At 58.2% G+C, this 22052-nt stretch carries 20 protein-coding genes; 8 read left to right on the top strand and 12 right to left on the bottom strand.

The annotated features are described in order from the left end of the window. Positions 1 to 155 precede the first annotated feature (155 nt). The gene (locus tag BDK61_RS17920; RefSeq protein WP_007187980.1) at positions 156 to 1262 is read right to left on the bottom strand and encodes a tubulin/FtsZ family protein; all 1107 of its coding nucleotides are present in this window, start codon (positions 1260 to 1262) and stop codon (positions 156 to 158) included. A 193-nt stretch (positions 1263 to 1455) separates the two neighbouring features. Between BDK61_RS17920 and BDK61_RS17915 the strand changes: the two genes are divergently transcribed. Both BDK61_RS17915 and BDK61_RS17910 read left to right on the top strand, forming a co-directional pair. Next, positions 1456 to 2604 (top strand): FAD binding domain-containing protein, encoded by a 1149-nt coding sequence (locus BDK61_RS17915; RefSeq protein ID WP_082229957.1) that lies wholly within the window; start codon positions 1456 to 1458, stop codon positions 2602 to 2604. Between the two features lie 129 nt (positions 2605 to 2733). Continuing rightward, positions 2734 to 3243 (top strand): universal stress protein, encoded by a 510-nt coding sequence (locus tag BDK61_RS17910; protein ID WP_121304024.1) that lies wholly within the window; start codon positions 2734 to 2736, stop codon positions 3241 to 3243. A gap of 1151 nt (positions 3244 to 4394) precedes the next feature. On the opposite strand, the gene phnE (BDK61_RS17905) is transcribed toward BDK61_RS17910, so the two are convergent. From phnE (BDK61_RS17905) to phnD, 4 genes are read right to left on the bottom strand one after another with little or no spacing between them, the layout of a single operon-like run. Beyond that, positions 4395 to 5189, bottom strand: coding sequence for a phosphonate ABC transporter, permease protein PhnE (gene phnE / locus BDK61_RS17905; RefSeq protein WP_121304023.1), 795 nt, complete (start codon positions 5187 to 5189; stop codon positions 4395 to 4397). Then, a complete protein-coding gene (phnE, locus tag BDK61_RS17900; RefSeq protein WP_004966650.1) occupies positions 5189 to 6004 on the bottom strand; it encodes a phosphonate ABC transporter, permease protein PhnE in 816 nt (271 codons plus the stop codon). Before phnE (BDK61_RS17900) ends, phnE (BDK61_RS17905) begins: the two co-directional genes overlap by 1 nt. Positions 6005 to 6009: 5 nt before the next feature. Next, the gene (gene phnC, locus BDK61_RS17895) at positions 6010 to 6825 is read right to left on the bottom strand and encodes a phosphonate ABC transporter ATP-binding protein (RefSeq protein WP_004966649.1); all 816 of its coding nucleotides are present in this window, start codon (positions 6823 to 6825) and stop codon (positions 6010 to 6012) included. Positions 6826 to 6840: 15 nt separating this feature from the next. After that, the gene (phnD, locus tag BDK61_RS17890) at positions 6841 to 8010 is read right to left on the bottom strand and encodes a phosphate/phosphite/phosphonate ABC transporter substrate-binding protein (protein WP_004966648.1); all 1170 of its coding nucleotides are present in this window, start codon (positions 8008 to 8010) and stop codon (positions 6841 to 6843) included. A 300-nt stretch (positions 8011 to 8310) separates the two neighbouring features. Between phnD and BDK61_RS17885 the strand changes: the two genes are divergently transcribed. Further along, complete coding sequence (locus BDK61_RS17885; RefSeq protein ID WP_208644689.1) at positions 8311 to 9612, top strand: MgtC/SapB family protein; 1302 nt, start codon at positions 8311 to 8313, stop codon at positions 9610 to 9612. Between the two features lie 121 nt (positions 9613 to 9733). Continuing rightward, positions 9734 to 10522, top strand: a complete 789-nt coding sequence (locus tag BDK61_RS17880) for an HAD-IIA family hydrolase (RefSeq protein WP_121304021.1) — start codon at positions 9734 to 9736, stop codon at positions 10520 to 10522. A gap of 59 nt (positions 10523 to 10581) precedes the next feature. Here BDK61_RS17880 and BDK61_RS17875 read toward each other — a convergent pair whose 3' ends face one another. The 5 genes from BDK61_RS17875 to BDK61_RS17855 form a co-directional block, all read right to left on the bottom strand. Continuing rightward, positions 10582 to 11493, bottom strand: coding sequence for a glycerophosphodiester phosphodiesterase (locus tag BDK61_RS17875; protein WP_004966645.1), 912 nt, complete (start codon positions 11491 to 11493; stop codon positions 10582 to 10584). Between the two features lie 338 nt (positions 11494 to 11831). Then, complete coding sequence (locus tag BDK61_RS17870) at positions 11832 to 12971, bottom strand: ABC transporter ATP-binding protein (protein WP_004966644.1); 1140 nt, start codon at positions 12969 to 12971, stop codon at positions 11832 to 11834. Between the two features lie 9 nt (positions 12972 to 12980). Continuing rightward, positions 12981 to 13883, bottom strand: coding sequence for a carbohydrate ABC transporter permease (locus tag BDK61_RS17865; RefSeq protein WP_004966643.1), 903 nt, complete (start codon positions 13881 to 13883; stop codon positions 12981 to 12983). 1 nt (position 13884) lies between these two features. Beyond that, positions 13885 to 14769, bottom strand: a complete 885-nt coding sequence (locus BDK61_RS17860) for a carbohydrate ABC transporter permease (protein WP_011224885.1) — start codon at positions 14767 to 14769, stop codon at positions 13885 to 13887. Next, entirely contained in the window at positions 14769 to 15965 is a 1197-nt protein-coding gene (locus tag BDK61_RS17855) for an extracellular solute-binding protein (RefSeq protein ID WP_121304020.1), read from the bottom strand. The genes BDK61_RS17860 and BDK61_RS17855 overlap by 1 nt, the downstream gene beginning before the upstream one ends. A 454-nt stretch (positions 15966 to 16419) precedes the next feature. Here BDK61_RS17855 and BDK61_RS17850 point away from each other — a divergent pair, with 454 nt between their 5' ends. From BDK61_RS17850 to BDK61_RS17840, 3 genes are all read left to right on the top strand, one after another. Continuing rightward, positions 16420 to 17538, top strand: a complete 1119-nt coding sequence (locus BDK61_RS17850; protein ID WP_121304019.1) for an oxidoreductase — start codon at positions 16420 to 16422, stop codon at positions 17536 to 17538. A gap of 238 nt (positions 17539 to 17776) precedes the next feature. After that, complete coding sequence (locus BDK61_RS17845; RefSeq protein WP_121304018.1) at positions 17777 to 18946, top strand: thiolase C-terminal domain-containing protein; 1170 nt, start codon at positions 17777 to 17779, stop codon at positions 18944 to 18946. Further along, complete coding sequence (locus BDK61_RS17840; RefSeq protein WP_004966638.1) at positions 18943 to 19374, top strand: Zn-ribbon domain-containing OB-fold protein; 432 nt, start codon at positions 18943 to 18945, stop codon at positions 19372 to 19374. Before BDK61_RS17845 ends, BDK61_RS17840 begins: the two co-directional genes overlap by 4 nt. Positions 19375 to 19468: 94 nt before the next feature. Here BDK61_RS17840 and BDK61_RS17835 read toward each other — a convergent pair whose 3' ends face one another. Next, on the bottom strand, positions 19469 to 20485 hold the full coding sequence (locus BDK61_RS17835; protein WP_121304017.1) for an AI-2E family transporter: 1017 nt from the start codon (positions 20483 to 20485) through the stop codon (positions 19469 to 19471). Between the two features lie 175 nt (positions 20486 to 20660). Beyond that, complete coding sequence (locus BDK61_RS17830; protein WP_004966636.1) at positions 20661 to 20948, bottom strand: amphi-Trp domain-containing protein; 288 nt, start codon at positions 20946 to 20948, stop codon at positions 20661 to 20663. A 239-nt stretch (positions 20949 to 21187) separates the two neighbouring features. Here BDK61_RS17830 and BDK61_RS17825 point away from each other — a divergent pair, with 239 nt between their 5' ends. After that, positions 21188 to 22018, top strand: coding sequence for an IS5 family transposase (locus BDK61_RS17825; protein WP_121303441.1), 831 nt, complete (start codon positions 21188 to 21190; stop codon positions 22016 to 22018). The last annotated feature ends 34 nt before the right edge of the window (positions 22019 to 22052 follow it).

The following is a 22052-nucleotide window of genomic DNA, read 5'->3' as shown; positions in this document are numbered from 1 at the left end:
CCAGCGGGGCATAAAAGTGTATTTCGCTTGTGATACATTAGCCCAGGGCTCCCGCTCTGGCCCCCTCTGTGAAACCGCCTCTATTGCTGGGCGAGATACGCTTTCGAAAAATAGCCTTGACTGGCGCGTCCACCACCTGTTCCGATCCGAGTTCTTTAGGTCGATTGTTCGGCCAGCGTTTTGAGTTCCACCAGCCGCGGCAGTTCCGTGACGCCGCTAACTACGACCAGAACCGACAGCGTGTCCCGGTCGGGTGTCGGCATATCGCCGCTCCGCACCTCGGGTGACTGGAGTTCCTCCGTGAGCCATCGTCGCCCGTCGGTAACAGCATCCCGAATCAACCACGCGGGCGGCCCGGCAAACACAGCCAGGGCTCTATCGGCTGAATCCAGCTCGCACTGGGCCGTCAGTTTGCCACGCACCGCTCGGCGAAGTGTCGTCTCGACGGCGTTGTACGCCTCGATTTCGTCGACATCGTCTGCGTTGTCACCGAGAAAGCGGTTCTTGAGTTGGTCTATGACCGTTCCGTCACCGCTGCCAGCACCCGTTTGCAGATCCTGACTGGCGTAGCCAAGCGTTGTGAATCCCGCGTCTGAGAGGGTATTGATTATTTCGCTGGCGTCGACGACACTCTGGCCGACAGCGTCGGGTGCCGTCGCCTCACCTGCTGCGAATAGCGCCCCCAGCCGCGCCACAACGGTCTCGTTCAGCGTCTCGGAGGCCGACTCGACCGTCTGTCCACTCCCGAGCCACGCTTCGTTGTCGAACAGTATTTGCCCGTCGACGGTCGATTCCAGCGCCCGGAGTGCCTGCATCGTGTTCGCGGCTGCGTCGTCGTCCCTGCCGGCGGGTAACACCGACAGACAGTAGACTGGAATCGAGTAAACCTCTCTGAGTGCATCAGCGATGTGGGCCGTGGCGCCGCTCCCCGTCCCGCCTGCAAGCCCGGCCACGAGGACGACGGCGTCGATATCGCTTGTCACCAGTTCGTCTATCGCCCGACGAACTTCGAGCCGTTCGTCTTCGATGGCGGCGGTGCCGCTCGTTCGGTCCCCGTTCGTTCCGGTCCCATTTGTTTCGGAGAGTCCGAAGGCATACCGCCGGTCGGCCGGGAGTGCGTCGAGTTCGTCGAGCGCTTCGGTGTCCGTGTCGACGGCACAGGCTGCGCCGAGATACGTTGTTTCGCGGCGTTCATTGTCCTGCCATAGCCGCTCAACGATCCGGCCCCCAGCACCACCGATTCCGACTGCCGCGACTCGCATACGTCGAGTTTGGTGTAGACTGACATTAATAGTCCGACTCGGCATGACGCCCCACTGGCACTTCGTGGCACGATGAATTACAGCGGAATAGCGTCTGATTTGCACTGGCGCTTCCCAAAGCTGGTGTCCGGGAAGATACTGTCGCGCGTCGGAGGAACAGAGGCCTTTCATACGGCAAGCGCTGAGAGGGGCCGTGTCTCAGGACCTCGCCAACGAACCATCTGATACCCTCTCTGTTACTATCTCCGGCGGGTCGATGGGTGGCCTGTTTACCGGCATCGCGCTCGACAGTGCAGGTCACGACGTGACTATCGCTGAGCAATCGGCCGGCGACCTCCGAAGTCGCGGCGGCGGCATCGTCGCCCAGCAGTCAATCCGCCAGTTCCTCTCGCGCCACGACATCGTCGACCCGGCGAACATAACCACCCGAGCCAGTGAGCGGCGCTTTCTGACCGCTGACGGCGATGTGCGAACGTCGACGCCGGATTCAATGGTGTTCACCTCCTGGGACGCCGTCTATCGTCAGCTGCGAGCGGCGTTCCCAGACGACCGGTACCACACCGGCCAGACTGTCACGGGTGTCAGGGCCACAGACGGCACGGTTACATTTTCCGACGGGGACCGGACCACCGCCGATCTGGTCGTCGCTGCCGACGGCGGGCAGTCTACAGCCCGTGCGCAACTGTTTCCCGACGCCGACCCGGAGTTTGCCGACTACGTCGCCTGGCGTGGTGTCGTCTCAGAAGCGGAGCTCTCGGACGCAGTCATCGACGCGTTCGACGGCCGGTTCACGTTTTATCAGGGGGAACAGATGCTCATCCTCGCGTACTTCATCCCCGGCGAAGACGGTAACACCGCCCCGGGAGACCGCCGTCTCAACTGGGTCTGGTATGACACACTCTCCGGGCGAGAGCGTGAGACCATCTTCACCGACACAACAGGCACGAGCCAGCAGTTCAGCGTGTCGCCGGGACAGCTCCGAGACCCAGTTGAAAGTCACCAGCGCGAGCGGGCCGCCGAGACACTGCCGCCCGTGTTTACCGACCTCGTTGCAACAACAGCAGCCCCCTTCGTGCAGGCAATTTACGACCTGCAAAGCCCCCAGATGACAGTCGACAGAGTCTGTCTGCTTGGAGATGCGGCGTTTGTCGCCCGTCCGCACACTGCCGCTGGCACTTCGAAGGCGGCGAGTGATGCCGTTGAACTCAAAGCCGCTCTCGACCGCCACAGTTCCCTTGGAGGCGCACTGGCGTCCTGGGATGATGCCCGAACCGACTACGGAGCGCGTCTCGTTGCCCAGGGCAAGCGAATGGGTGACGAACGGCTGTCCCTCGGGAGTTGAGGGACTACCGTTCTGTGTGCAGGTTTTCTCGGGCAGATGCTTGGTACTGATTTTTAGACGCTGGCACTGTCTTCCCGCGCTGTAAGAATTGATGGGGTGTTACTTGCCTGCTGCTTCGCTAGTCAGCACATGACACTCGTTGTGCCGTTCGACGGCTCCGAACTGGCCGAGGCAGCACTCGTCCGGGCGGCGGAGTTCGGCACCGTCTTCGAAGAGGATGTGCTGGCCGTCAGTGTCATCCGGAACGGGAATGCCAAATACGCACGGGAACACGACTGGATCGGGCCAAACGAGGACTTCGATCTGGAGACGGTCATCACCTCACTACACGAACAGGTGATGGACCTGTGTCCGAGTTCGGATTTCCGCCATACAGTCGTGGATCGATACGCGCCGGCCGGGGCTGTAGCGAAAGCCATCCGCAAGCTGGCCAAGAGAGAAGACGCCTCAATGGTATTCATCGGAAGCGAAAACGCCGGGCACCTCGTTACAAGTATCAGCAGCATTGGCGGGTCGATTGCCTCGGACGACGCCTACGATGTCGTCATCGTTCGACATCGTAACCCGTCCAAGATCGCCAAGCTCAGGAACACGTCCCCGCACAGACAACCGAAATCCGACTTCTATCTTCCGGAATAGGTAACGTCGGTTGTTCAAGCAAGCCAAGTGGTACGAACGGGCACGGCGACTTTCTGGAGCAGTGGTAGCGAGGCATCTATCTGGTCACAGCTTCGGGAAGCATCTGAACGACTTGGTGATGGGCACCCGAACCATCGGTCACAACCGATGTGAGCGAGATGTGAATCGTCTAAAAGAGAAGCACTTCCCGTGACACAGCCAGAGAGGGTGTCACTCTGGGACTGTTTCGGTGTTCCCGTAAACGAGTGGGCATAATTGCGACAGTCTCGCTGACACTTGACCGGACAATTCGCCGCTTCTGATAGCGCGTGCGTGCTGCACAGAAATCACAGAATCGACAGACAGCAAGCAGATATCACAACCGTTTTTATTACCAACTGTATACTGGTCGGTTGGGTTCTGGTCCTCGCTCCATTTCCCCTTGAATCCAATCCAGATCATCGATTGGCCCGAGTCCAGAACCTGTCGTCGTGGATGACGACTTCGAATGGTGCGTGCATGCCACTCCCCCCGGCTGCCCACCATTTCTTTGCTGACCTGCAGTGAGGAGCTGGTGGTTCTCGTGACACTAGTGCGGCTATTCGGCTGCCGCCATGCCATGGCTCTCCAGCAGCGAAGCGGCTACAGTGCGACTTGTGCATGACGGCGTGGCTCTGGAATGCGTGTATACATTAGAATCAATCGTATACATAGTGGTGCAAGTGCCAGGGTCGGACGGGATATTCAATTCGGGAATCTAGCCTGCTCCATTGAATCAGGGGCACTGCCGAAATCAAAACCACCGACTTGGACCCGTACTCGTAAGTTCTGGTTTGATCACTGCATCGCCTATCTGACCATGCTTTGCCCGGAGTCAGCGTGGTCAATTTTTCGGCGGCGAAAGCAACGAGCGGACTGTAGCAGACTGCTCTGGCATTCGGGCCCAGACAACAGGTCGATGTCCTATGCATCTATCCAGAAGGACCCATCTTGCGAAACTGTCTCTGGCGAGAAGAGGTCTGTCAAAACGGAGAAGGGGAAAACCAGGTTGGCAGACACTGGCGTTGGCCCCACTGGCTATATATACCCCAAACACATAAGTCTTTTGACAATAGTTCTATAATATTATCTAAACAGATATCAGAATAATAGGCGATGCGAGCTCCGATCGCCTACATTACTTTCTTGCGCAGATAGGCCGAGATACCTTCACTGATGAGCACAAGGCCCAGAATCGAGATGAGGATCGTCAGGACTGCTTCCCAGTTGAAGTAGTTGATCTCAGTCTGCAGCGGGATGCCGATACCGCCTGCACCGACGAACCCGATGATCGTTGACGCTCTGACGTTGATGTCCCATCGAAGCGTCGCGACGCTGATGAACGCCGGCTTGATCTGTGGAACGATACTGTAGATGAGTACATCAACGGGCGATGCCCCAGCTGCAGTGACCGCCTCAACAGACCCGCGGTCGATCTCTTCGATGGCTTCCGCGATTAGCTTTGCAGTGAACCCGATAGATCTGATCGAAATCGCCAGCACGCCAGCGAGGGCCCCCGGGCCGAAGATGACCACGAAGATCAGTGCCCAGATGATGACGTTCACCGAACGGGTAAACGAGATGATGAACTTACCCAGCAGGTACGCCGGCTTGTTGGGTGTCGTGTTGCTGGCACCGAGGAACGCGACCGGAATCGCCATCACGATGGCCAGTGCCGTGCCGAGGATCGAGATATTGATCGTCTCAAGCAGCGGCCCGACAATCTTTCGCGAGTATCCGACATTGGGCGGATACATCCGACCGAAGAGGTCAGCCAACTCACGCGGGGCAGTCACGGCGTAGCCGTAATTCACTTCCATGGCGCGCCAGGCTGCGACCAGAATGACGAGGCCAGCCAGCAGCCCGAAGAACCGGAGTAAGCGCTCACGGCGATCGAACCGACTCCAAGAGTCAGTGCTGTTTGACATTATTGGATCCGCCTCCTGGCGAGAGCGCTGACACCTTCACCGACCATGACGATCGCGACGATGACAGCGATAATCGCCATGCTGAACTGGTAGTCGTACTTATCGAAGGAGTTCAGCAGCGTGATCCCGATACCACCGGCTCCGACAATTCCGACGACAGTGCTGTGACGGAGATTGATGTCGAGCCGGTAAATCGACAGCCCGACGATCCGGGGCATCACCTGCGGGAGGACGCCGTAGAGATACGTCTGGACGGGCGTCCCACCGGCGGCAGTGATTGCCTCCATCTGCCCACGGTCGATATCTTCGATCTCCTCTGCGAGGAGTTTCGCGAAGAATCCGATCGTTTTGAACGCAAGTGCAAGGACACCAGCGAGTGGACCGAACCCGACCGCTTTGACCATGATGATCGCAACAATGAGCTCGTGGAGCGAGCGCGTGACGGCAACGATGCTGCGACCGACATAGTAGACTGGCTTCGGCGAGAGGTTATTCGAAGCCATAATCGCGACCGGCACGCTGACGATGATGCCGATTGTCGTGGCGACAATCGTCATCACGATGCTCTCGACGATGCCCTGAATGAGGAGTTCCCGTTGCGACGGAGTGTATGCCGGTGGAAGCATACTCGTGATGAGTTCGACACCGGCTCCGATCCCGCGAACAAATCGGCTGGGGGAAATCCGAAGGTTCCAGAAGCTATACGCGAAGAACAACAAGATAAGCCCGTAGATGAGATACTTGACTTTCTTGTTGTAGAAGACTGTGGGCCGCTCCCAAGATCCTTCAACGGTCGATCCAGATTCAGCAGCCATATTGATTAGTCACCTCGTTCGGCAATGACGTCATCAGCGTCAGTGCTGTTACCAGCACTCGGCTCTTCACGGTCCGCAATTGATTCACCACCGCGATAGATCTCGTCTCTGGCTGCCTGATCTAGGTCGTCAGGTGGGCCGTTAAAGACGATTTCACCGTCACTGAGGCCGATTATCCGGTCCGCGTAGTCGACCGCTAGATCGACTTCGTGGATGTTGATGATGATCGGGATATCGTCTTCGTGGGCGATGTCCGTCAAGAGGCTCATGACCTCTCGGGAGGTGTCAGGGTCCAGCGCGCTCGTCGGCTCGTCAGCGAGCAGGATTTTCGGCCGCTGAATGACGGCACGGGCGATACCAACGCGCTGTCGCTGGCCACCGGAGAGTTCATCTGCACGGTTGTTCTCGACACCCTCCAGATTCACCCGGCTGAGAATCTCGCGTGCGCGCCTGATGTCCTCCGGAGGGAAGTTCCGCCGGAACGCGTTCCACGTACTGAGATAGCCCAGGCGACCGGAGAGGATGTTCTCCATGACCGTCAGGCGCTCTACGAGATTGAACTCCTGGAAGATCATGCCCATATCGCGACGGACATCGCGAAGGGCTGATTTCTCCAGCCCGGTCACCTCTGTATCGTCAAGCGAGATGCGCCCGCCAGTTGGCTCGGTCAGCCTGTTGATGCTACGAACGAGCGTGCTTTTTCCGGCCCCGCTTGGCCCGATAATCGCAACGATCTCGTTACCACTGACTTCGAATGAGACACCTTTGAGTGCTCGATCACCGGAGTCGTACGTTTTTTCCAAATTATCTACAGTGAGCATTATTTGGGTCTCTTCTTAGCCTTCGATGTTGTCGATCTGGTACGTGATATCGTTGTTCTCCTGAATCTGGAGGATGATATCGTAGGTCGTAGCGTAATCAATCTCCGTCCACGTTCCGCGACCACCGAACACCTCCGCGATTTTGGTGTCCGAGTAGTCGTAGTCGATGAACGCCGCCCTGATACCCTCCTGAAGTTCCGGCTTCAGGTTGTAGCGGTAACAGAAACTCGTCGTGGGGAACGGATTGCTGGCCCACACGACTTTGAGGTTCGTCGGGTCGATGTTGTCTGCTTCTGCAACGCGCGTGACACAGGTGCTACAAACGGGGGCAGCGTCGTAGTCGTCGTTTGCAACGCCCAGAATGCTCTGTTCGTGGCCGCCGGAATAACTCACCTCGTAGTCTTCGCCTGGAGTGACGCCCTGGTTCGAGAACAGCGCACGCGGGGCGAGGTTCCCGGAGTTGGACGAGGGCTCGGCATGTGCGACGCGCTTGCCTTCGAGGTCCGCCAGCGAGGAGATATCGTCGTTATCTGCCTGCGTAGCCAGCCACAGCCGATAGCCGAAGTCACCTGCCTTCGAAATCTGGAGCGAGAACGGGACAGCACCGGCCAGGTTCACAGCAAAGGGCGTCGGCCCAGTAGAGAACCCGGCGACGTGGAGGCGTTCGGACCGCATCGCCTCGACCTGGGACGCGTACGAGTTGAGGGGGAAGTATTTGACGGACTTCCCGGTCTCTTCGGCGATGTTGTCCATCAGCGGCTGCATCGTATCTCGATAGACCGCTGGGTCTTCCGTCGGCGTCATCGCAAACGCAATACGGTCCGGGTCAATGAGATCGTCTTCATTATCGGGAGTACTCTGAACGGGGTCACCGTAGCGAGGCTTCTCGCGTTCCTCCATGTTCTTCAGGTCCTGTAGAGACCCTGTCTCGAACCCGGCCTCGATGAGCGTCTGCATCAACTGCGGGAACTCCGGATTCGACGGATCGAACTCGGGGTAATCGTTACTCTGTCCGGACCCACCGTCACCGCTACTGGACCCGTCACTACCGTCTCCGCCGGATGTTTCGGTGCTCTGACTGCTCTCCTGAGAACAGCCTGCAACGCCTGCTGCGAGCGCAGTAGCGCCGATTTTTAACACAGATCGTCGGTCAACTGGGTTCTGTTTCATTGTCGACGCAGACATATGCGAAATCTGGGTTAAAAAGTATTTATGTTTAAATCTGACAAAACTATAATTATCTCGTATCGGGTTTTAGGCTCTCTTCATATAGAATTTAGAATAAGCATCAGAATTCAGTATATGACAGATTCTATATACTAGCCGGTAATCGAGGGGGATTTTCCGGTCTCCGCAGGGGCCATGGCGATATTCAAGCTAGCCTCAAGGCCAACACCTATTACCCATCAGTATATTTGTCTCCATATAGAATATAGTAGTATATAGACTATATAAAAATGACGGAACCACCGTTTGTAAGATAAGATGACTGTAATGAGTGCAATCGCGAATACGGCTGTTTTCGGAGGTATAGAGGGGATAACCGTCGATACTGAGATACTACACCTTTTTATTGCAGGTGCACTGGGTATGCTGCTTGGGCTTGAACGAGAGTGGGCAAACAAGTCAGCAGGAATCCGCACGTTTACGCTGACCAGTCTGGTCGGCGCTGCCGCAATGTCTCTCAACGAGACGATACTACTTGCCTCGGGAGGGGCACTGGTACTCGTACAGGGCGGATTACTCGGAATCCGGGGCATAGTCGCACAGTGGACCGGCGACGATGGTGAGCTAGATTCTGGCCTGTCCCTGACAACATCGACTTCACTCCTTGTCGCGTACGCGGTCGGGATTCTGGTTGGAGCCAACCACGTCCTTATCGGCGTCATTATTGGCATCACGTCGTCATTCCTGCTCGTCCTTCGAAGGGAGTTACACGAGTTTGCGAACCAGCTATCGCGAGAGGAAGTACGCAGCGCCGGTGAGTTTGCGATTATTTCGTTTGTCGTGTATCCGCTCTTGCCCGGCGGAACGTACGGGCCATGGGATGCGATTGATCCGAAACTGGTCTGGATGCTCGTGATCGCAGTCAGCGGGATCGGGTTTGTGAACTATATCGTGATGCAGCGATACGGCAGTAAAGGGATCGCTGTCACCGGCTTCTTCGGCGGCTTGGTGAACTCAACTGCAGTGATCGGCGAAATTGCGGGCCGGGCAAAGAACAACACTGGGATCACAGAGCTCGCGGTGGGAACGATACTGATCGCTGATGCGGCGATGGCGGTCCGTAATTTAGCGATCATCGTTGCGTTCGTCCCCGAGTCGGTAGTCAGTGTTGGACTACCACTCGGCCTGATCGCTATCAGTGGCGTCGGGCTCGCATATTACGATAGCGACTGGGAGGGTGATCTGGAACTGGATTTCGACTCGCCGTTTAGCAGCGCGAACGCGCTAAAATTCGGCGTGCTCTTCCTTGCCGTCTTGATTCTCACTGCTGGCGCACAGCGCATATTCGGAACAGCCGGATTCTTGATTACGAGCTTCCTCAGTGGCATCGTCTCGAGCGGCACGACGACAACGACTGCAGTGACGCTGACGTCGACAGGACAGATATCGCCGGCAGTCGCGGCACAGGGTGTGCTGGCCGGGACGCTCTCCAGTATCCTCGTGAAAATCGGGTTTGCAACGAGTATCAACCGTTCACTGCTGTCACCGGTCGTACGAAAATCGCTCTACTTGTCCCTCATCGGGATCGGTGGCGTGGTCATCAGCGTCCAATTAGTATGAACGGGCAAAGCTATCGGCGTGTTTCGAGGGTTGTCCCGGTCCCTACAGCCAAGAAAGCGCCTGTGATCTCGGCAGCAGCGGCTGCTGCGGAAGCGTCACGGTTTGAGACGGAGGATTCTAGATGACATACACAAGTGCAATTATCGACCTCGACGGTACGGTATATCGTGGTGATTCGTTAGTTGAAAACGCCGCCGAAGGCGTACAGACAGTGCGTGAAGCGGGGCTTTCGACGCTATTTGTTACTAACAAGCCGATTGACCGGCGAGAGAAGTATTGTGAGAAGCTGAACGCGCTGGGCATTGATTGCAGCAGTGATGACATAATCACGTCCGCCACTGCAGCAGCGGATTATCTATCCGCGCAGTATCCGGAGCGCAAAATCTATGTTATCGGCGAGGACGCCTTGGTTGCGGAATTGCGCGCCGCTGGGCTGGACACGACAACCGACCCAGAGCGAGCAGGCACCGTGATCGCGTCACTTGATTTCGGTTTTGATTACCAGACGCTACAGGATGCGCTAATTGCACTCACTGAGAACAACGCGGTTTTCGTTGCCACCAATCCGGACCGGACGTGTCCTGTAGAGGGGGGTGAGATACCCGATGCGGCAGGGATGATCGGAGCGATAGAGGGAGTGACTGGGCAGGAATTGGACCAGTTGATCGGTAAACCGTCCAACGTAATCCTGCAGATGGCTCTGGAACGGGTCGGTGAAGAGCCGGACCGCTGTCTTATGATCGGTGACCGGCTTGGGACAGACATCAGGATGGGAAACCAAGCTGGAATGGAGACGGTACTGCCACTAACTGGCGTTACCAGTCCGGCGGACTTAGCGGAAAGTGACGTGATTGCTGACCACGTTGTGACCGACCTGTCAGAGCTGGCAGCGATCGTAGAAAACGGATGATAGGGCCGGGCGGGAACGAGGGGCGGTAACCCGTTCCCACTGCGCCGCTGCATCAAATATCAGTCGAGCACGCCGGGGTAGTCAGCGATGATGCCGTCAACACCGGCCTCGACCAGTTTCTCCGCCTGATGCCATGTCGTTATCGTGTACGGGATTACTTTCCGACCTTCCTCGTGAGCGGTCTCGACCAGATCGATCTCAGCGAAACCTGGGTCTTCGAGGTAATAATCCTCGTTGAAGAAGGGGGTGTTCATAATCATGTTGTACGGCGGCTGGATGTACTCTGCGTCCAGGTCACGGACAACAGCAAGGCCCTCTTCGATTGAATCCCAGAGCAAGTACGCTATCGGAATATCGGGGTCTGAGTTTTGGACAGACTGCAGCGCAGCCTTTTGGAACGACTGGACAATAAAGTCGTTCTCGTGAGTGGAGAGGACATCAAGTGCCTGTTCGGTAAACGGGTCCCAGGTCTCGACAGCGGATGCTGACGCGTCATCATCGGGCGAGACACCTGCAGCTTTCCACTCAATGTTGAGCGGGATGCTATCCGGAGTGGCTTCGACGAACTCGTCTAATCGGGGTATCGTCTGACCGCTGTCACGGATTTCGGCGTTCAGCACAGTCTCTACATCGTTCTCCCAGACGTATCCGGATTCATCTGTCAGGTTATCCAACTTATCGTCGTGGAAAACGACGATTTCGAAGTCTTCGCCCTTCCAGGGCTTACCGCCCGCAGGAACGAGGTCACACTCCATCATGTCGGTGTCGTACCCCTGACTGCGACGCCCACCGTACGCTGCCTGTTGGACGGCAGCAATGGTGTTTTGAGGATACAGACCGCGGTAGCCGCGGTGTGCAGCCAGAATCGGAGTGGTAGCGATAGGCGGCTCGGTACTGTCGTGGTCGTTTTCCCTGGCAGCCCCAGTTCCAACGATGGACCCCAGAGCGGCGGCAGACGTACTCTTCAGCACAGTTCGACGGCATATGTCTGGTATTCGAACCATTCCGTGGGCCATTACCTACACAATCTATATATAACTATTGATTGGTAATATTGGTATATACCGTTTTGTTCACCTGAGTTTATTTACGCTGTAGAGAGCCAGCAATGGCTGTAGAACGGGAGTATATATTGGTATATAGTATAAATATTAGTAGAAGGAACGCTGTAGTTATGTTGAAACGACAGGTAGCGCCCGAAATAGCCGGAAGTGTCGGTGTTTGGCTTTCTCGCCAGCAACGACTCTGCGATAGGGCTCCCCTGTTATCAGGTGAGCCCAGTGTTTGTCTCGGGTTTACAGCTGTGAATTCAGGTGGTACAATCGATAGTGCCGGCTTGTTCGAGTGATTGTGCCGCCGCTGCGTGATAGATGGCTTCGCCCGTCTGTGAATCGAACAGGTGGAGTCGCTCAGCATCAAGCGTCAACGCGACTTGGTCTCCCGGCTCGACGGCGGTTCGAGGCTTTGCGTGCAGCTTGAACGCCTGATCGCCAGTCCGACACTCCAGCAAGAGGCTATCACCGAGCGGTTCGGTAACCGTTATCTCAGCGGTAAACGAACTTCGGTCGGCCGAATCAGCTAACGACAGGCTCTCGGGCCGAATGCCCAGCAGTGCCTGTCCTCCGGCTGCTGTTTCCAGTCCGTCACCCTCGGGTAGCGGTACGCGAAACGTCGGACCGACGGCCTCGTATTCGCTTCCGTCATGGATGATATCCACAGAGAGCATATTCATCGCGGGGTCGCCGATGAACTCCGCGACAAACCGGGTCTCTGGATAGTCATACAGCCGCTGTGGACTGTCGACCTGCTGGATGCGGCCGTCGTTCATCACGACCACCCGATCACCAAGCGTCATCGCTTCTGTCTGGTCGTGAGTAACGTAGATAGTGGTGGTGCCAAATTCGCTGTGGAGTTTCGCCAGCTCAGCCCGCATTTTGATGCGGAGTTTGGCATCAAGGTTCGACAGCGGCTCGTCCATGAGGAACACCTCTGGGTCCCGGACCAGTGCCCGACCGAGTGCGACTCGCTGTCGTTCGCCGCCGGATAACTCACCGGGCGTCCGGTCGAGGAGGTCCTCGATGTCAAGCACCGCTGCGGCTTCCGCCACTTGGCGGTCGATTTCCTCGTCACTGAAGTCGCCGGCGGACTTCATCCCGAACGTGATGTTCCGGCGCGCGGTCATGTGAGGGTACAGCGCGTAGTTCTGGAACACCATCGCAACGTCCCTGTCTTTCGGTTCAACCCCGGTGACGTCCTGATTGCCCATTTGAATCGTGCCGTCAGTGGCCTGCTCTAGCCCGGCGATCAGCCGGAGCGTGGTGCTTTTGCCACAGCCACTCGGCCCGACCACGGTCACGAACGCTCCGTCCGGGATCTGGAGGTCGATATTTTTCACGGCGACGACACCATCGAATTCCTTTCGTACGTCCTGTAAGGTTACGTCAGTCATAATTTCCTCTCATTTTTGTTGAATCGTGAACGTCTCCAGCAGCTGTCGTCGGAACAGCACTAGCAGCGCCAGCGGTGGCAACAGGGTCAGCATCGACCCGGTCATCACCATGGACCAGGCCACTTCACCGGTGCTGGCCTGGCCGCGAAGCAGACTCAGCCCGACCTGTGCGACCTGCAGGCTTTCAGCGTTGATGATCACCAGCGGCCAGAGGTACTGGTTCCACGTGTAGACGAACATGATCACCGACACGCCCACGAGAACGGCGCGGGACATCGGAACCAGTACCGACCACAGAAACCGCAGCGGCCCGACACCGTCGACCTTTGCCGTCTCAACGAGCGAGGCTGGAATCGACAAGAAGTGCTGGCGCAGGATGAACACGGTCGTCGCGCTGGCCAGATACGGGACCGTGATCGCGAAGAAGGTGTTACTCATGCCGAGCTCTGTCGTCAGGCGATACAGCGGCACAAACCTGACCGGGACCGGGAGCAAGAGAGTAAAGAGGATAAACAGGAACACGGCGTTCTTGTACGGGAACCTGTAGTAGACGATCACCAGCGCGGCCAGCAGCGACACGACCAGTTTCCCGACGACGACGGCAACAGACATCAGGAACGAATTGAGCATAAATCGCCAGAATTCGAGGCCAATGAGCGCACGCCGGTAGTTCGACAGCGCGTGGCCGCCGGGAGCCAGATCGCCGATAGACGTAACGATACCCGCCCGCTTCGTGGAGACGAGTGCCGCGATCAACACTGGCAGTATGATCAGGAACACGATTGTCGCTGCAAGCACGTGCAGCGTGAGCTGCTCCGTCTCGAATCGCCGAATGCGTTCACTGGTAGTTCGTCCCGCAGACCGGGAGCGTTCAGCAGCGGCGGTCAACGCAGTAAGGAGTGAGCCGAGCATTTTATCCTCCGTAGTAGGCATATCTGTCGCTCAGCCGGAACTGACCGTACATCAACAGCCCGACGGCGACGAACAGCACAACGGACTTCGCCGAGGCGAAGCCGAACTCGTAGAACTGGAAGGCGGTCCGGTAAAGGTCATAGATGAGGATGTTCGTCGCACCGGCGGGCCCACCCTTGGTCATGAGGTCGACCATCGCGAACGTCCCGAAAAAGCCGTAGATCGTGTTCATGATGACCAGAAACACGAGCGTCGGCGAGATGATCGGGACGTACACGCGGAGCAGTCGCCGCGTTCGGGAAACGCCATCGAGTTCGGCGGTCTCAGTCAGCGACTCGGGGACGTTGCCGAGTGCGGCTGTCATGAAGATAACGTTGTACCCGACCTGCTTCCACACCGCGGCGATCAGCACGACGACGAACGCCTGCGGACCATTGCTGAACCAGTTGACATCGACGCCAAAGGCCTCGATGTAGCTCGTGAAGATGCCGATGTTCGGGTGTGCAATGAACAGGAACACAAGCCCGGCGACGGCCGGCGGCAGTGCGTACGGCCAGATAACCGCCACCAGATACAGTCCCTTTCCGACATCAATCTCGTGGATAAGGAAGGAGATGCACAGGGCAACGGCCATCACGCCGACGACGACACACGCAGCGAACAGTACCGATATCAGGACGCTCCGGAGATACTCCGAGGAGCTGGCTAACCGTCTGTAGTTCTCTAGCCCGACGAACACGTCACCTCGGGCAAGCGAGGCCCGGTACAAACTGAGTCCAACTGCACGGACCGTCGGGTAGTAGAGGAACACCAGCGATACGACCATCGTCGGTAACAGCAACACGCCGGCCTGCAGGCGGTCTGTGAAGACTTCGCGCGTGGACATTAGCTGTAGTATCGGTCCAGTTCGTCCTCGACAGCCGACTTCAGCTCGGAGAGCCCCTCGTCGACGCTGACATCGCCACTGAACAGCTCGACTGACATATCTTGAATTGTTGTCTGGACCTGTCGAGCTGGGCCGATGAGCATTCGCTTCGTCGCCGGCGTGCTCTCGGCCTGTGTCAACTGGTCGAATGCGGTTCGGTACATTGGGTTCTCCGCAAACCAGCCGTCGTTTTCGAGCTGTTCGACAGCGCTCTGTCGGATCGGGTAGTAGCCGGTCCCCTTGTGCCAGGTGATCTGTGACTCCGGTCGTCCCATGAATTCGAGGAAGCTGCCGATGTCGTCCTGGCGCTCCTGTGGCAGTCCGGAGGGAACGAACCACGAAGCACCACCGATAACCGGCCCGGTTCGGTCACCGTCAATTGTTGGGTAGAAGGCGTTGTCCACCTCGAATCCGTTCTCCTCCGCGCCGGAGCGGATACCAGTGACCGATGCCGTCGAGGTCATCAACATAGCGGCTTTCCCGGTAAGGAATGTGGACGTTGCTTCCCCCCAGGCCTCGATCCCGGGGTTGCTGAACAGACCGTTGTCAGCCATTTCGTGCCACCACTCGTACAGCGACCGGGCCGTACTGTTGTCCGTCTGCATCGTCGTCGGTTGGCCGGCATGGCCGTTCTCGGCGTCAAGTAGCGTCTGTCCGTCGACGGAGTAGAAGTGCTCGACGAACCAGACGTGGTTCGGCCAGGTGAGCCCGGCTTCGGTGACTCCTTCGTCGACGAGCGTCTGTGAGTAGCTACGCACTTCCTCCAGCGTGGTCGGTGGGCTGTCCGGGTCAAGCCCGGCTTCCTTGAACGCCGACCGGTTGTAATAGAGAATAGCGTTTGAGTTGTTGAACGGCATCGATGTGAGCGTATCATCGATGGTGAAAAACGAAGTCACGTTCGGCAGGAAGTCGTCGACCGGGTAGTCGTCGGAGAGCAAGTTCTCGACGGGCTCGACTGCGTCCGTATCGAGGACTTGCTGGGCGAACAGACTGTCGATCTGGAAGACATCAGGGACCTCGCCGGAGTCGAGTGCGCTCAGTGTGTTCGTCAGCACTCCCTCGTAGGAGTCCTGAAACACGAGGTTGGCGTTGATGTCTGTCTCGGACTGGAACTGGTCGACCAGCCCCTGCAGCGTCTCACCGTTGGTCCCGCCCATGGCATGCCAGATAGTGAGACTGTCTTCATTGACCGGTCGGACGCTGGCACCGCTGCTACTGCTACACCCCGCTAAGCCCACGGTCCCGACCGTGAGCGCAGTCCCTGAGGCTTTCAACACCGACCGCCGCGATACACCGTCGTACCCGCCACCACTTTGCACCATATCCTGTGCCAGCAAGGCATGAAGAATGAATGATTATAATTGATCTCTATACTGTCCAATATGTATATAAAGGTATTATGATAGGACAGTAGGCGCTGTCCGTTGCGATGGCGGCTACTGCGTGTCTGTCGGTCCGGAAACACGCTACCGAAGTTCCGGTCCAGTCACGTCATATCAGAAACGCATGAATCGTACCCACACCGTTAGTGTGCGCCTTTTGACAATTATAGGCACTGATTCGGCGTATGCTGAACCAGCCGTTAATTACGTTATCCGCTTACCGGGCGGTGTGACACTGTTCGACTCGACGACACTCAACGAGCTGCCATTAGATAACCGAGTTGGCCTTGCTCCGATGACACGGGTGAGCGCCACTGACGACGGCCGTGCGACGGCGGAGATGGCCCAGTACTATCAGCGGTTCGCTGACGGTGGGTTCTCGTTTCTCATTACAGAGGGGACGTATCCCGACGAAGCACATAGCCAGGGGTATCTGAACCAGCCCGGACTGGCGACCGACACGCAGGCAGCGTCTTGGCAACAGGTTACGGAGACAGTCCACGAGGCTGGTGTCCCGATTTTCGCACAATTGATGCATGCCGGTGCACAGAGTCAGGGGAATCCGCATGTTGCGGGGGAACAGACGATCGCCCCCTCAGCGGTACAACCGGACGGGCAAAAGGCCGAAGCCTACGGCGGAAGCGGAGACTTCCCGACGCCCAAAGCAGCCACGGTCGATGAGCTTGCCGACATCCGTGATTCATTCGTCACCTCGGCGCAGAACGCCATCGACGCGGGGTTCGACGGCGTCGAAATCCACGGTGCGAACGGGTATCTCCTTCACGAATTCCTCTCGGCTGACTTCAACCAGCGTGACGACGAGTACGGCGGTGAACCCGCAAATCGGGTACGCTATCCGCGCGAGGTTGTCGCTGCGGTCGACGAGGCCACACCTGCCGATTTCGTTGTCGGTATCCGAGTCTCACAGTCGACGGCCCTTGATGAAGACCACCGGTGGCCCGAAGGCGAGGACGCCGCCGCGGTGTTCTTCGACGAACTGTCGGCGGCTGGGGCCGACTACATCCACGTTACTGAACCCGATGCGACCACGCCAGCGTTTGGCGACGATGGACCAACCCTGGCCGAGGCCGCGGCCGAATACGCCGCGGATGAGACGGTCATCATCGACAACGGCGGGCTTGGGACGCCTGACGCGGCCCGCGAGAAGGTCGATGCCGGTGCCGACCTCGTAACACTGGCGACGAGTGCACTCGCCAATCCGGACTGGCCTGACAAAGTCGCAGCGGGCGAGGAACTGACTGCGTTCGACCCTGCTAAATTCCTCGCGCCGTCCGCTGCACTCTCCGAGCATGAACTGCAGACAGGCGGTGCCTCAGCCGACGACTGAGAGTGATTGCTGTGAGACAGTCTCCGCTCGCTCTCAGAGAGTCAAACTGTTCGACACAGCGGCCATAGCTGTCAGGGCCACGTGTCTGAAAGCCGTGTGATAAGGAAAACAGCCGTTCCAAGAGACCTCTTCTCTGCGGGCCGATAGAAAACGATGTGTGTAGTTTGCCAGCCGAATACATCAAAAATATAGAAAATGAGAACGACTAACTAGGTCTGTTGAGACGTGAGTGGTACAGATGCCAGAGCCAGTCATCGCATCGGTCGGTGCCTCACCGCTCGGCCGCACAGACCTCCCGGGCCGCGACCTGTTCTCAGTGGCCCTTGCAGAGGCGTTCGACGAACTGCCCGACCCTGCCGAGATCGTCGAGGCGGTGTACGTCGGGAACCAGTCGGAGAGCTACGAACACCAGATCATGCACGGGACGCTACTGGCCGAATGGGCCGGCCTCCGTCACGTCCCCGCCGAGCGGGTCGAGGGGTGTGCCGCCGCGGGCGCGCTCGCGCTACGCCATGCAGTCAAGGACGTTCGCAACGGCGAACACGAGGCGGTGCTTGCCTGCGGCGTCGAAAAAATGACGTCTGCGGGCACCAGCGGCGCGACAGATGCGCTCTCGGCGGCATTCGACCGCGCCATCGAGCAACGCTCCGGCATCACCGCACCCAGCCAGTACGCACTGCTCGGCCAGCGCTACCTCCATGAGACCGACGCCACGGAGCGAGACCTTGCCGAGATCGCAGTGAAGAACCACGCCAACGCCGCTCGCAACCCCCGGGCGCAGTTCCCGAAAGAGATCGACGTGGCGACCGTGCTGGAATCGGACCCTGTCGCCCCGCCACTGAAGCTCTACGACTGTGCGCCGGTCGGAGACGGTGCCGCCGCCGTCCTCGTGACGACCGCCGAACTGGCGGCCGAGCTTGACCAACCACAGGTGCGCGTCGCTGGCAGTGGGGCTTCTGCGAACAACATCGCGGTCGCCGAGCGAGATATGACCGACATCGCGGGCGCTCGCGTCGCCACCGAGACGGCCTACGAGGAAGCAGGCATCGACGCCACGGCCGTCGACATCGCGGAGGTCCACGACGCTTTCACCGTCTGCGAGGCGCTGCTTGCCGAGGCCGCCGGCTTCGCTCCCGCAGGAACGGGCTATCAGAGCTACCTGCCACCAACGGAGCGGGCTAACGGCTGGACGGACGTGCAGTTGAGCCCGAGTGGGGGACTGAAGGCCCGCGGTCACCCTATCGGTGCCACCGGGCTCTTGCAGGCGCTCGAAGCCTACGAACAGCTCACGGGCGGTGCGGGCGACCGGGCAGTCGAGGGTGCCGAGACAGCTCTGTTGCTCAACGAAGGAGGCGTCGGGGATGCCGTCACCGTCAGCCACGTGCTCACGACGGCGGAGGCACCATGACGGGCAGCGACCTCGATGCGACCGACCCGCGGACGCTACCGGGCTTCTTCGACGCCCTCGCAGACGGCGAACTTCTGGGCGGAGTCTGTGCGGACTGTGGACAGGTCCTGTTGCCGCCGCGACCGGCCTGCTACGCCTGTGGCAGTCGCGCTGTCGACGTCGAATCGCAGTCCCGCGAGGGCCAGATATTCTCGTACACAGCGGTCCACACGCCGCCGCCGGCCTTCGAAGCGGACGCGCCCTACACGGTCGCCGTCGTGGAACTCGCGGACGGTGGCCGCCTGCTTGGGCGCGTCACCGCCGACTACGCCGATGTCACCATCGGGGACCCGGTCGAACTCACGGTGCGTGAGCCGACGGCCACAGAGCAGGAAATCGCCCTTGACTACGAGACCGACTGGCCGGTTCACGTCTTTGAGCCGCGATGATAGACAGGCGACGGTGAGACAGTGTCGGCCACCGTAACCCGTCGACGCTGCTGATGGGGTGTACGGTTATTGTCGGCAGATTCGGAGCGGTCGGTCAACCAATGTTTCCGTCGTCGATCTGAGACCAGATATCCAGACCGACGCGGAGAGCGGCTTTGAGCGCCCCGAGGACGACGGGACCGAAGAGCAGTCCCATAACCCCGAATGCGTATGCCCCGCCGAGGATACCGAGGAGGATGACGGCCGGATTGAGCTTCGCGTACCTATCGACGGCGAACGGCCGGAGATAGTCGTCGGTGAGTCCAACAATGATGACACTGTAAAGGAATAACCCGACAGCAAGCAGTGGCTCGTTCGTGACATACAGGTACACTACTACCCCACCCCAGACAGGTATTGTCCCGATGAGTGGGACCATCGCGAGCACGACCATGATAGCCGTCCAGAACAGCGCATTGGGAACGCCAGTGGCGGCGAGTCCGACGCCGGCGACAATTCCCTGAACGATGGCAACGAAGGCGTGGCCGAAGAGGACGCCTAGCATCACGTCGTCGATTTCGTCGTAAAAATCACGCTGGACGTCCACCGGAAGGGGCACTGTTTGTTGGAGCCAGTCGACCAGGTCATCGCCGTCTTTGAGAAGGTAGTAGATCAGAAAAAGTGCTAACGCAATCCCGATGAGATGGAAGGTGACCGTACTGAACGCCTGGGTCGACCGTTCGAATATGATCGTTCCGATGTCCCGCCCGGAACTGACGAGTTCACCGGCGATATCGACCTCGCGGCCAGTAAGTTCCTTGATTCGGGATTCGACTACGTCAAGCTGCACCGGCTCGGTGCCCAGCTCTCGGAGTATCCGGTCAGCACTATCGGCCACCGACGCGAGGACAACTACGACCGGGGCGACGAATCCAGCGACTGCCAGCGTCACGAGCGAGAGTGCAGCGACCATCGGTGAGACATACGTTTCGAGGCGGACCTGTAGCGGATAGAGAACGTAGGCGAGGAGGACAGCACCGAGAATGTACTGGAGAAACGGCCGTATCAGCATGCCCGCTAGCACGAGGAGGGTGACGATGAGGGTGAGGACAAACCCCTTGCTGAGGTTCACGACTGCGAGTTTAACGACCGATGACAAAAAGATTCGATATCTTCACAGTGGTCTGTGTCGTCTCCGGTGTGCCAGAGCAGCCGTTAGCAAATGACCGATGGGCGGTTCGAACAAGATAGTAGCACTCCTGTGTCAGTCAGAAATGACAGACAACGCCCCAGCGTGTGCGGAGTTCTCACTCGATTTCTAGCTGCCCACTTCCGCCGCCGTCCTCGCCATCAGTCTCGTCCCATTCGAGTTCGAACTCGACACTCAGTTCAGTCATGTTTCCTGCTGGACCTTCACGTTCAGCTTTGACTTCAAAGGTTGGTCGGGCAGGGGGAGCCAGCGTTACAGTCTCAGAGCCTGCTTTCAGGGTAATATCGTTTCCGCTGTCGAGATTGTCCGCGACTTTCCGGAGGTACGATGCAATCGCCTCTCGACTCTGGTTACTTTCTGACTTGAACAGAACTTCTTCGGGCATACGGGAGATGGTACACAGCCTGTCACAATAAACCCGCCCGCCGTACGACTAAACCACGATCAAATTTCGGTCTCTCGTCTCGGACGTTGGTATGCTCGGTGGAACACATCTCGACAAAATCTCGCCTACTCCCACCGCTGTGCAATCGTCTTCGCGTTGAACGGCTCTGTTGAATCACTAGACGGCGTCGGGATAGGTCGCTAAATCAAAGGAGTTGAAGCGGGATGATTCGGTTGCCTATGACACAAATCTCCCGCTTCACTGGTGAGATTGTGCCGATTGCTCAAGTTGTTACCGGTGATGGAGACGAATCCGCCGCCCCGGAAGGCGGCGGCGGATTCGCCGACTATGCCATCGTTTCCCTGCATTGTCTGCGGATCTATCTTGATACATCCTACCGGATGACGATTGACCTGCTCAAAGAGATGCCACAAATAATCGGGGAGATCGGCCTCAGCGCGGCCGATCTCCCCTCTCCATCTACGTTGTGTAAAGCGTTCGACCGAATCGAAATGAGCGTCTGCCGAGTGTTGCTGCGCCAGTCGGCGCAGCTGCACGACCCATCGAAACACGCTGCTATCGACGCTACATTCTACGAACGCTCAGCAGCGAGCCGTCACTACTGCCAGCGCATAAGCTACCGCGTCCAGAAGCTGAAAGTCACGAAACTCGTCGATACAGAGACCCAAGCAATCCTTGACGTACACTGCTCAACGACTCGGGAAGGAAGCGACGCAGACCTCGCTGAGCAGATCGTCCGCCGGAACGCGGGCGATCTGCGGTCTCTAGCGGCCGATAAAGGCTACGACAAGCAAGCGCTCCGTAAAGCACTGCGTGAACTCGGCATCAGACCGCTCATCAAGCACCGCATCTTCGCTCCCTACGACCACGCTCACAACGCCAGAATCGACAAACAACGCTACAATCAGCGCTCTATGACTGAGACCGTTAATTCGGCCGTGAAGCGCTCGCTCGGCTTCGCCGTGCGAGCGCGTTCCTGGTTTCGTGAGTTCCGAGAAATCGCCCTGATGTGTGTCGTCTATAACATCAAACGTGCCGTCAAACAGTGAATTCCACCGCCTTATGGCGATTCAACACAGCCCG

Origin of the sequence: Haloarcula quadrata, assembly GCF_003634715.1 — an archaeon.
Taxonomy (GTDB): domain Archaea; phylum Halobacteriota; class Halobacteria; order Halobacteriales; family Haloarculaceae; genus Haloarcula; species Haloarcula marismortui.
This window is presented reverse-complemented; position numbering and strand designations above follow the sequence as displayed.